Source organism: Shewanella oneidensis MR-1 (genome assembly GCF_000146165.2).
GTDB lineage: Bacteria > Pseudomonadota > Gammaproteobacteria > Enterobacterales > Shewanellaceae > Shewanella > Shewanella oneidensis.
In genome coordinates this window covers 87483-100473 of sequence record NC_004349.1, presented here as the reverse complement: position 1 = coordinate 100473, position 12991 = coordinate 87483, and the positions used below count along the sequence as shown (strand labels likewise).

The 12991-nt window shown below is 45.0% G+C and carries 5 protein-coding genes and 1 pseudogene; all 6 read right to left on the bottom strand.

The features are described 5' to 3' along the window. Positions 1 to 37: 37 nt before the first annotated feature. A complete protein-coding gene (locus tag SO_RS23140; protein ID WP_011074421.1) occupies positions 38 to 1066 on the bottom strand; it encodes an OmpA family protein in 1029 nt (342 codons plus the stop codon). A 256-nt stretch (positions 1067 to 1322) separates the two neighbouring features. Then, positions 1323 to 1640 (bottom strand): annotated as a pseudogene (locus SO_RS22650) (recombinase family protein); the annotation flags it as partial. Continuing rightward, the gene (locus SO_RS22645) at positions 1640 to 5872 is read right to left on the bottom strand and encodes an Ig-like domain-containing protein (RefSeq protein ID WP_011074420.1); all 4233 of its coding nucleotides are present in this window, start codon (positions 5870 to 5872) and stop codon (positions 1640 to 1642) included. The gene SO_RS22645 and the pseudogene SO_RS22650, both read right to left, overlap by 1 nt. Positions 5873 to 6162: 290 nt before the next feature. After that, on the bottom strand, positions 6163 to 10389 hold the full coding sequence (locus SO_RS22640; protein WP_011074419.1) for an Ig-like domain-containing protein: 4227 nt from the start codon (positions 10387 to 10389) through the stop codon (positions 6163 to 6165). A 183-nt stretch (positions 10390 to 10572) separates the two neighbouring features. Then, complete coding sequence (locus SO_RS22635; protein ID WP_011074418.1) at positions 10573 to 11304, bottom strand: EAL domain-containing protein; 732 nt, start codon at positions 11302 to 11304, stop codon at positions 10573 to 10575. Positions 11305 to 11325: 21 nt separating this feature from the next. Continuing rightward, positions 11326 to 11712: a winged helix-turn-helix domain-containing protein gene (locus SO_RS22630; protein WP_011074417.1), complete on the bottom strand. Its 387-nt coding sequence runs from the start codon at positions 11710 to 11712 to the stop codon at positions 11326 to 11328. Positions 11713 to 12991: the final 1279 nt, after the last annotated feature.

Sequence of the window (12991 nt, the reverse complement as noted above, 5' to 3'; positions counted from 1 at the left end):
ATCCAAACGCCTTTAATTACATAATTTATTTTATTGATTACTTTACCGTTTTGGTCACGGTAAATTCAGGGATGGTAATTTCAACACGACGGTTCATCGCACGGCCATTTTCAGTCGTGTTATCCGCAACCGATGCTGTTTCGCCTTTACCAACAGAGGTTAATTGCGCCGATTGCACGCCTTGGGAAACCAAGTAATTTGCAACAGAAATCGCGCGGCGCTCTGATAACCATTGGTTATATTTATCTGAGCCCGTGCTATCGGTATGTCCTGTAATCACAGCAGAGGCTGTTGGATGTTGTTTCAAAAAACTAACGACATCAGCAAATTGCGATGTGTTATTCAATACACTGGAGTTATGCGCAAACAACAAGCTGTTGCCTTTCTGCTCTGAATACACAAACTGGCGCTTTTCTACGATTTGAACCACTGGTGGTAATTCAACAACTTGAGTGACCACCTCAGGCGTTGGAGCCGTAACCGGAGCGGAATGCCCAAAGCGCCAACTCAACCCCAACGTTGTGAGGTGATGGTCCGTGTAACCAATGCTATCAGCACCTAAGCTGTCGGTGTACTGGTGTTCCAGTCGCCCACTCAGTCTTGGGGTAAATGCATATTCAACACCCGCAGCGACAATAGGAGAGAATCCTCGCTCACTGCCAGAGCGCAATCCTTCGCTGTCACCAAACCAACCGGCACCACCCACCTTCACATAAGGATAAAGGGATGTCGTTAGCGGATAACCAAAGCGAGCCGCCAAGACCACCTGTTGAAAATCACCACTAATCTGCCCTTGCTCATAATTGGCATAAGCACTGCCTAGGAATTGATAACTCAATTCCGGCGCAAGGTAAGGGTTAACTTGATAACCCAAATACACCGAACCTGCAAAACGGTCACGCACGCTATCGTAAGACTGTGGGTTACTGCCATTACTGTAATGGCCTTGACCTAAGCCTGCACCTGCATACCAGTAAGATTGAAATGGCAAATAAGAAGGGGGCTCTGACGCCAGAGTAGAAAATGAAAATGGTAAAAAAGTCAATAAAATTAGTTTATATTTCATTATGTTATATCCTATTGCAACTAATGAATTAATGTGTAGGTTAACGATTTTAATCAAAAGTTTAAGCAAAACTTGTCCAAATGTTTAAAATGTGATGCAGGCACCATCTTTATCAATAAGAATAAGCTTAAGGTTCAAGGGCTTACCCATAAAGAGGTACGCCAATACTTTATTTGTCGCTCTGATGGCGATGAACGCTTTATAACTACATGATTTAATCTTGGATAGTTAAATCACACTGTTTAGACTGATTTAATCAGACCGCTTTAGCGATGGTAGAACGACTGCATTTTAGTAAGCTCTGTACTTGTGACCAGCGTTTTCCTTCATCGAGTAATAACCGAATGTTCTGCCTTAATCCATGATCTGGCTGACGCCCTAGGTATTTGCCTAAGGTTTTGGCCTTTTCGATGCCTTGCGCTTGTCGCTTTCTCCTGGTCTCATAATCATCTCTGGCCATTGCTGCAGCTAAATCAATCATGAACTCAGTCAGTACCTTTGCGATCATGGTATGTTTTTCTGTGCCACTCAAGATCCCATGTGTCATTGGCTGGTCAACAACGACAATGTAGATTAGTTAATCGAGGTTTCTATCAGAAATAGGTTAGGGGCTAATTTATCAGCTACGCTACTGCTATCTCCGCCATAGAATGAGCGCCCCCAAGTGACCACGCTGCCATCCTCTTTGACGACTGCAAATGCACTGCTAGTTGAGTCAATCACCTTAACGCCGGACGTCAGCTGTCCTGCCACGCTGCTGCTATCTCCGCCATTGCCTGAGCTCCCCCAAGTAACCACGCTGTCATCCTCTTTGACGGCTGCAAATGCATTGTTAGTTGAGTCAATCACCTTAACACCGGACGTCAGTTGCCCTGCCACGCTGCTGCTATCTCCGCCATAGCCTGAGTCCCCCCAAGTGACCACGCTGCCATCCTGTTTGACGGCTGCAAATGCACTGCCAGTTGAGTAAATCACCTTAACGCCGGAGGTCAGCTGCCCTGCCACGCTGCTGCTATCTCCGCCAGCGCCTGAGTCCCCCCAAGTGACCACGCTGCCATCCTCTTTGACGGCTGCAAATGCATTGTTAGTTGAGTAAATCACCTTAACGCCGGACGTCAGTTGCCCTGCCACGCTGCTGCTATCTCCGCCAGCGCCTGAGTTCCCCCAAGTGACCACGCTGCCATCCTCTTTGACGGCTGCAAATGCATTGTTAGTTGAGTCAATCACCTTAACACCGGAGGTCAGTTGCCCTGCCACGCGGCTGCTATCTCCGCCAGCGCCTGAGTTCCCCCAAGTGACCACGCTGCCATCCTCTTTGACGGCTGCAAATGCACCGCTATTTGAGTAAATCACCTTAACGCCGGAGGTCAGTTGCCCTGCCACGCTGCTGCTATCTCCGCCATAGGATGAGCCCCCCCAAGTGACCACGCTGCCATCCTCTTTGACGGCTGCAAATGCACCGAATACATTGTCAGTTGAGTAAATCACCTTAACGCCGGACGTCAGTTGCCCTGCCACGCTGCTGCTATTTCCGCCATAGCTCCCCCAAGTGACCACGCTGCCATCCTCTTTGACGGCTGCAAATGCACTGCCAGTTGAGTAAATCACCTTAACGCCGGACGTTAGCTGCCCTGCCACGCTGCTGCTATCTCCGCCATCATAATAGCTCCCCCAAGTGACCACGCTGCCATCCTCTTTGACGGCTGCAAATGCACTGCTATTTGAGTAAATCACCTTAACGCCGGACGTTAGCTGCCCTGCCACGCTGCTGCTATCTCCGCCATAGTCTGAGTACCCCCAAGTGACCACTGAGCCATCAGTTTTCAGTGCAGCAAATGTGTACTTAGCTGAAAAAATTGTCTCAACTTTACTGAAAGCATACACTACATACTGCATTTCGGTCACTTGGCCATAGGCATCTTGCCCTGTCACTTCAAGCCGTATATTAAAACCATCATCTGCAGCGGTAGGGATATAGGTTTCTCCGGTGCTTTTGGTAAGGCCGTTAATTATCCACGCGTACTTATACTGCGTTACATCGCAAGTTCGGCATGTCACATAGGCTTTCAGATAACCATCGGTTTCTTTTTTAGCTTCAAGCTTGGTAATTTCAGGCTTGGCTGGTGCAAAAATTGTGATAGAAATCGTTCCTTGCGTATAATGAGCAGGGTTATGGCTGTCTTTTACGGTATAAATTAGCCTGTCTTTACCAAAGACGCCCAACTTAGGGGTGTAAGTTAAAATATTATTGGTGACTGTCGCAGTACCTAGTGCACCACCAATGGCATTAACAACAATTAACTCGCCTGCCGTGGGGTCGGTGGTGCTAATTAATGCACTTAAGTCATGGATGAATGGTGCGTTAGGCTCAGTGCCGCCCTCTAGGTTGTCCGCTTGGATGGCGTGCGCGCCATGGGCATTAACGCTAATCACGATTGTACCATTGGTACTGTGGCGGCCATCAGTAACTGTGTAGGTTAAAATATCATTACCGGTAAAGCCATTTGGTGTATAAATGACGGTTTGACCACTTAAGGTCGCGACTGCTGGCGATGTTGCATTAGTCACATTGCTAATGACTAAATTCGCCGTTTCGGTTTCCTTGTCGGAAATATAAGCCGACAGGTCAATGTTGATAGGTGTATCCAGCAAGGTATTTTCTTGCACCGTGTTAGCCACTGGCGCAGTAGGGTTGCTGTCGGTGACCGTTACCGTCACTTCACCCATTGCATAGCCGCCGTTATCGTCACTGACGACATACACAAAACGGTCAGTTCCCACAAAGCCCTTCGGTTCATACAACATTTCTAACGCGTTAGCAGGGTTGATACTGGCTTGGCCTAGTGCGCCAGAGATACTTACGATTTTCAGTGTATCACCATCGGCATCACTAACAGCGCTGTTGACTGAAATGGTGATAGCTGGGTCATTGTGCAACATCTTGGCAGTAACAGGCCCTGCAGTTGGAATTTTATTTGCAGGCGTGCTGTCATTAACAACCACCGTAATGGCATTTATGGCATAGCCATCCTTGCCATCGGTAATCACATAAGTAAATTGGTCTACACCACGAAATGCGCCAGGGGTATAAGTGATGCCTGTCGCACCTTGTTTGGTGGCACGATTATTGGCGGTGTAGATATGTGCGATAGAGAGCGCATCTCCGTCCGCATCCGCAATTAAACGTTGCGCCACCAAATCGATGTTGAATGTCACATTTTTGGCCACATCAAGGGTAAATTGTGCATCATTCGCCGTAGGCGCCATGTTGGGAACAGGCGGATTAGCGTCCTCAGATATCGCCACAATATTGGCTAGGGCATAGCCCCCTTTACCATCCTCAACGCTATAGACGGCTTGATCCAAGCCAACAAATCCGTTGGGAGTAAAGGTCACTTGAGTACCATTCAGGCTAAAACGAGCGCTGCCGTGCAGTGTTATCGAAAGCGTATCGCCATCTACATCGCTAATTTTGCCCTGCAAATCAATCGTCTTGCTGGCGTTATTCAACGTCTCAAGCTGTGTGTCTTGCGCTTCAGGGCGATGATTATCTGGCGTGACAGGGGCGTTGATGGCAACCGTAATGGTTGAGTTTGCCGATAAGCTGCCGCCTTGCACGCTATAGTCAATTTGAGCAACGCCAGGCGTTTGGGCTAAGTAATTAAATGTCGTTGCTGTTTTTGCTGAAACCACGCCCAGATTAGTACTGTCTTGCACTGTGGTCAGTGACCAAGCATCAAGGTGTTCACTGGTGACAGATTGGGTAACATCAATCGTCTGCAGTTGGTCTACATCTAATACAAAGGCTTGTTGATAGGCAACAAGCGAGGGCGTCGGAGGGGTCGGTGGGGTTGAGTCACCCACTGTGACCGTCACCGTGCCGAGATCATAGCCGCCTTTGCCGTCAGACACTAAATAAGTAAACTGATCCACGCCGCGGAAATTGCCTGGCGTATAGTCAACACTCGCATTTTCCTTGAGCACTGCGCGGTCATTATGACTGTACAGCGTAACCACCTTAAGGCTATCGCCATCCGCATCACTGATAAGGCCACTCAGGTTGATGTTTAATACCGACTGCTTAGCCACATCCATTGACAGGCTATCATCTTTAGCCACCGGCGCGGTATTAGGCGCTGGCGGATTGGCATCATTTGATGTCACTACAATGTAGGCTAACGCATAGCCACCACGGCCATCGTCAACACTGTAAACTGCTTGGTCTACCCCTACAAAGCCATCGGGCGCAAAGGTGACTTGAAAGCCATTTAACGTAAAGCGATTCGATGCAGAAACCAGTTTATTGATGCGCAGCGTGTCACCGTCTGCATCCGTAATATAGGCAGACAAATCAATAATCGCATCGACATTATTGAACGTACTTAAGGTGATATTATCGGCAACTGGAATATTGTTGCCTGGGGTTTCACCCGCATTGACGGCTAACACGATTTGAGAGGTCGCAGTGAGGTTGTCACCTTTGACCGTGTAATTAAATGAACCCGCCCCCGACTGAGTGGCTTGGTAGTCAAAATATGTCGCTTGCGGGTTAAGTATTGTGCCCAATCCAGTCTTATCGTCTAGGTCGGCTATTTTCCAACTAGCAACATTTTTTGCAACCACCGATTGAGTTAAATCAACGCGCTGGGTCTCACCTTGTTTGAGTACAAATACTTGTGGTGACGCAGTTAAACTGCTTACTTCAGGAACGGGGTCAAGAAAGCCCTTGTCACCACCGCAACCCGCTAAGAGTAAACTCAGTAGTGCGGCAGGAGCCAAGGGAAAGATAGAGTGTTTGTTTTGCATAAAAAATAACCTCTTCATTAAAATGAGTGTTCGAAGGCTTGAGTTAACACAATCCAAACGCCTTTAATTACATAATTTATTTTATTGATTACTTTACCGTTTTGGTCACGGTAAATTCAGGGATGGTAATTTCAACACGACGGTTCATCGCACGGCCATTTTCAGTCGTGTTATCCGCAATTAACCTCTGTTTCGCCTTTACCAACAGAGGTTAATTGCGCCGATTGCACGTTCTTCTGTGCCACTCAAGATCCCATGTGTCATTGGCTGGTCAACAACGACAATGTAGATTAGTTAATCGAGGTTTCTATCAGAAATAGGTTAGGGGCTAATTTATCAGCTACGCTACTGCTATCTCCGCCATAGAATGAGCCCCCCCAAGTGACCACGCTGCCATCCTCTTTGACGACTGCAAATGCACTGCTAGTTGAGTAAATCACCTTAACGCCGGACGTCAGCTGTCCTGCCACGCTGCTGCTATCTCCGCCATAGAATGAGCCCCCCCAAGTGACCACGCTGCCATCCTCTTTGACGACTGCAAATGCACTGGTAGTTGAGTCAATCACCTTAACACCGGACGTCAGTTGCCCTGCCACGCTACTGCTATCTCCGCCATAGCCTGAGTTCCCCCAAGCGACCACGCTGCCATCCTCTTTGACGGCTGCAAATGCACTGTAAGTTGAGTCAATCACCTTAACGCCGGACGTCAGCTGCCCTGCCACGCTACTGCTATCTCCGCCATTGCCTGAGTCCCCCCAAGTGACCACGCTGCCATCCTCTTTGACGGCTGCAAATGCATTGTTAGTTGAGTAAATCACCTTAACGCCGGACGTCAGTTGCCCTGCCACGCTGCTGCTATCTCCGCCATAGCCCCCCCAAGTGACCACGCTGCCATCCTCTTTGACGGCTGCAAATGCATTGTTAGTTGAGTAAATCACCTTAACACCGGAGGTCAGTTGCCCTGCCACGCTGCTGCTATCTCCGCCAGCGCCTGAGTCCCCCCAAGTGACCACGCTGCCATCCTCTTTGACGGCTGCAAATGCATTGTTAGTTGAGTAAATCACCTTAACACCGGAGGTCAGTTGCCCAGCCACGCTGCTGCTATCTCCGCCATAGGGTGAGTTCCCCCAAGTGACCACGCTGCCATCCTCTTTGACGGCTGCAAATGCACCGAATTCACTGTCAGTTGAGTAAATCACCTTAACGCCGGACGTCAGTTGCCCTGCCACGCTGCTGCTATCTCCGCCATAGCTCCCCCAAGTGACCACGCTGCCATCCTGTTTGACGGCTGCAAATGCACTGCTATTTGAGTAAATCACCTTAACGCCGGAGGTCAGTTTCCCTGCCACGCTGCTGCTATCTCCGCCATAGGGTGAGTCCCCCCAAGTGACCACGCTGCCATCCTCTTTGATGGCTGCAAATGCACTGCTAGTTGAGTCAATCACCTTAACGCCGGACGTCAGCTGCCCTGCCACGCTGCTGCTATCTCCGCCATAGTCTGAGTACCCCCAAGTGACCACTGAGCCATCAGTTTTCAGTGCAGCAAATGCGTACATATCTGAAAAAATTGTCTCAACTTTACTGAAGGCATACACTACATACTGCATTTCGGTCACTTGGCCATAGGCATCTTGCCCTGTCACTTCAAGCCGTATATTAAAACCATCATCTGCAGCGGTAGGGATATAGGTTTCTCCGGTGCTTTTGGTAAGGCCGTTAATTATCCACGCGTACTTATACTGCGTTACATCGCAAGTTCGGCATGTCACATAGGCTTTCAGATAACCATCGGTTTCTTTTTTAGCTTCAAGCTTGGTAATTTCAGGCTTGGCTGGTGCAAAAATTGTGATAGAAATCGTTCCTTGCGTATAATGAGCAGGGTTATGGCTGTCTTTTACGGTATAAATTAGCCTGTCTTTACCAAAGACGCCCAACTTAGGGGTGTAAGTTAAAATATTATTGGTGACTGTCGCAGTACCTAGTGCACCACCAATGGCATTAACAACAATTAACTCGCCTGCCGTGGGGTCGGTGGTGCTAATTAATGCACTTAAGTCATGGATGAATGGTGCGTTAGGCTCAGTGCCGCCCTCTAGGTTGTCCGCTTGGATGGCGTGCGCGCCATGGGCATTAACGCTAATCACGATTGTACCATTGGTACTGTGGCGGCCATCAGTAACTGTGTAGGTTAAAATATCATTACCGGTAAAGCCATTTGGTGTATAAATGACGGTTTGACCACTTAAGGTCGCGACTGCTGGCGATGTTGCATTAGTCACATTGCTAATGACTAAATTCGCCGTTTCGGTTTCCTTGTCGGAAATATAAGCCGACAGGTCAATGTTGATAGGTGTATCCAGCAAGGTATTTTCTTGCACCGTGTTAGCCACTGGCGCAGTAGGGTTGCTGTCGGTGACCGTTACCGTCACTTCACCCATTGCATAGCCGCCGTTATCGTCACTGACGACATACACAAAACGGTCAGTTCCCACAAAGCCCTTCGGTTCATACAACATTTCTAACGCGTTAGCAGGGTTGATACTGGCTTGGCCTAGTGCGCCAGAGATACTTACGATTTTCAGTGTATCACCATCGGCATCACTAACAGCGCTGTTGACTGAAATGGTGATAGCTGGGTCATTGTGCAACATCTTGGCAGTAACAGGCCCTGCAGTTGGAATTTTATTTGCAGGCGTGCTGTCATTAACAACCACCGTAATGGCATTTATGGCATAGCCATCCTTGCCATCGGTAATCACATAAGTAAATTGGTCTACACCACGAAATGCGCCAGGGGTATAAGTGATGCCTGTCGCACCTTGTTTGGTGGCACGATTATTGGCGGTGTAGATATGTGCGATAGAGAGCGCATCTCCGTCCGCATCCGCAATTAAACGTTGCGCCACCAAATCGATGTTGAATGTCACATTTTTGGCCACATCAAGGGTAAATTGTGCATCATTCGCCGTAGGCGCCATGTTGGGAACAGGCGGATTAGCGTCCTCAGATATCGCCACAATATTGGCTAGGGCATAGCCCCCTTTACCATCCTCAACGCTATAGACGGCTTGATCCAAGCCAACAAATCCGTTGGGAGTAAAGGTCACTTGAGTACCATTCAGGCTAAAACGAGCGCTGCCGTGCAGTGTTATCGAAAGCGTATCGCCATCTACATCGCTAATTTTGCCCTGCAAATCAATCGTCTTGCTGGCGTTATTCAACGTCTCAAGCTGTGTGTCTTGCGCTTCAGGGCGATGATTATCTGGCGTGACAGGGGCGTTGATGGCAACCGTAATGGTTGAGTTTGCCGATAAGCTGCCGCCTTGCACGCTATAGTCAATTTGAGCAACGCCAGGCGTTTGGGCTAAGTAATTAAATGTCGTTGCTGTTTTTGCTGAAACCACGCCCAGATTAGTACTGTCTTGCACTGTGGTCAGTGACCAAGCATCAAGGTGTTCACTGGTGACAGATTGGGTAACATCAATCGTCTGCAGTTGGTCTACATCTAATACAAAGGCTTGTTGATAGGCAACAAGCGAGGGCGTCGGAGGGGTCGGTGGGGTTGAGTCACCCACTGTGACCGTCACCGTGCCGAGATCATAGCCGCCTTTGCCGTCAGACACTAAATAAGTAAACTGATCCACGCCGCGGAAATTGCCTGGCGTATAGTCAACACTCGCATTTTCCTTGAGCACTGCGCGGTCATTATGACTGTACAGCGTAACCACCTTAAGGCTATCGCCATCCGCATCACTGATAAGGCCACTCAGGTTGATGTTTAATACCGACTGCTTAGCCACATCCATTGACAGGCTATCATCTTTAGCCACCGGCGCGGTATTAGGCGCTGGCGGATTGGCATCATTTGATGTCACTACAATGTAGGCTAACGCATAGCCACCACGGCCATCGTCAACACTGTAAACTGCTTGGTCTACCCCTACAAAGCCATCGGGCGCAAAGGTGACTTGAAAGCCATTTAACGTAAAGCGATTCGATGCAGAAACCAGTTTATTGATGCGCAGCGTGTCACCGTCTGCATCCGTAATATAGGCAGACAAATCAATAATCGCATCGACATTATTGAACGTACTTAAGGTGATATTATCGGCAACTGGAATATTGTTGCCTGGGGTTTCACCCGCATTGACGGCTAACACGATTTGAGAGGTCGCAGTGAGGTTGTCACCTTTGACCGTGTAATTAAATGAACCCGCCCCCGACTGAGTGGCTTGGTAGTCAAAATATGTCGCTTGCGGGTTAAGTATTGTGCCCAATCCAGTCTTATCGTCTAGGTCGGCTATTTTCCAACTAGCAACATTTTTTGCAACCACCGATTGAGTTAAATCAACGCGCTGGGTCTCACCTTGTTTGAGTACAAATACTTGTGGATGTGCCACTAAGCGGGCAGCATCTGGATCAATGAAATTGTTACGACTCTCACCGCTACAGCCCACCAAGAAAAAACCTAATAGTGCTGCGGGGATAAGAGAGGATATATAGTGTTTATTTATCATAAACGCACTCCCCTTACCATGAATGATACTTATTATCAACTTTCATATAACAACGTAGTAGTAGAAACGATAATTCCAATACGAAGATTTTTTGCGCGAACATCCTTAGTGGCATTATCCGCAATAGGCATTTGTCTACCTTTGTATCAAGAAGTAAGTCGCGCTGCGTCAATGTTTTCCAATTTAAAATACGTTGTTATCACTCGTGTTATCGGACCAGCCTTCAAAAGATTCTTTTTGACAAAAAGCAAATCCTTGATATCCCCAGATTCGATTGTTTTTAACGCTAAAAAAATCATTTTCATTTTCAATTCTTTCAACAATTAAACATGTAAACATTGATGTTAAAAAAACAAAATTATTAAAACTATCAAGTTCAGCTTTTGTTTTTGGAAAATCAACTTTGATATAGTCGTAATCAAATATTTCATCAGATCTAAAATCTGTTTTTTTATAATCATAATCATCCATTGCTAACTTTACATGACTACATTGAAGCGATTTCAATCCATTCTTAATTTCAACAAATGGTATATCCGAACCTCTCTCAGTTATTTCTACAATCAAACTTATGTTGTGTTCTGACATTTTTTCATTAAGCCTGGTTATTAAACCAACGTGCCGTGAATTACAAAGACTAATTCTTTCGACATTAATAAAAACTTTATTAATATTTGATTTAACATAACGCAATATACTTTCATTAACATAAACAATCAGTGATAACAAAGATGCACCATTATGCATCATTGTCAAATATTTCCATGCAACTTGATTTTTTTTTGCATATTCAAAATCAAGTAAAACCTCACATCCTATGATCTCTTTTGAATTACCAAATATTTTTTGTTCGGTATATTTCAATTGCACATTATTATCAATGCGTTTATTTAGCTCTAAGCGTGTATTTAACATAAGCTCTCCGATATATTTAAGCTAGTTAGTTTCGACTAGCATGTACCCCTTTGTTCTTACATTCACGACCTTTAAAGATGGACATTTTTTTAAAAACAATCTGACCTCATGTATTACAACTGGCAAACTACCAGAGCCAACAATACGGCCTTCCCAAATATGATGAATTAGCTCATCGTAAGATGAATACTTATTGCATATTAATAAACAAAGTGCCCTCATGGCATTCTCATTAAGATTTCTAACATGCTCTATTGCATCTGATGGAGATAAAGAATGCTTTTCAATATAAGGAATGATATTATTATCACATTTTCCGCATGATAAGCAGCAGATAGCATTGCATTGCATCTTGTTTGATGGTGATATATTTTTAAACGTAATGATAGCTTGATTTTGAACTTTCATGCCTTCTCCATTTATTGAAATGCTTAATAACTCAATAACAAACTTTTTCGGCGAGATATTATTTATATATACCCCTCCAACATGAGTTATTCATAACAAATTAATGCCAAAGATATATTGAAATGATAAATTAACTTTTCATTTATCTACTAAAGTATTAACTCAACATCATTTTCGCAGCTGGCCATCATATTTCTAGAATTAAAAAATCAAGAAAAACATATTAACATCCATCTAATGCTATTGAAGACCATGTACACAGTGCACACAATGTTGAAACGTGTAAAATTTTACAACCCAAAGTCATCATAAGATTAATCAAGTTCATAGAATGTAACAGCTATGCACCACCATGGATGAATAAATAATAAATAATAAATAATTCACTAGTTAATGCGTAAATGCTTTGAGGTAATCATGGTTGAAGATTAATCACAATTATAGTAAAAGGTTATAAACTTTTTATTACTCACTAACATCATGTAATAAAAGGTTTTTTTTTGCATTTTTATCAAATTAAAAATTAGATTAATAATCTAATTTTGACATTGAGTCCCTAGGGAACCTTGATTGCTATGATCTACTCCGGTAACTCTAGCCACTTGCCTTCTTTTTGACCTAAGATGGTCATTTTTCGAATAAGTTCTACAGTTTTTTCTTGTAAATGATTTTGTGCGATTAGGTATTCATACCTATCATTATCAAACGCGTGCCCTTGTTGACGGTTTGCTTCAGTGATAGTTCTCTATGAATAGTGTTCCGTAAGGCTACTTCAAAGATACTAATTAGTTTGAAAAATGATGCAGAGAGTGCATAGTTCCACAATTATAGACCTAAGCATTCTTCATTTGATGTGAGATTAAAGTAGTTTCTATCACTGTTAAGACGATCTGAAGATATCGTATTAATCGTTTCACTAATATTCTTATGTTTCATATGCTTGTGGTTATATAGCTAAAGGGACATTATATGTTAGGTTTATAAAGTAGTCTAAATTTTTTAACAAACGGCTAAAGATGGGGCAGTCAACGCGCAGCGTTTTCTGTCTCATTGAAATGCGATGTTACGGTTGTTTTGTTTGAATTTTTTGTCAGATTTTTAGCCTGCCTTTTATCTTTCGAAGTACCAATGAGCGGAGAATATATGAGTTTCATTAAAGAAGTGTCCGAAAATATTGATTAATTAGCAAAAGATCTGACCCAGTAATAGTGGACACTTTGTTAAACACTAATTTTTAATTCAAAGTTTTCAGGGCTAAAGTACCCAAGAGCACTATGCC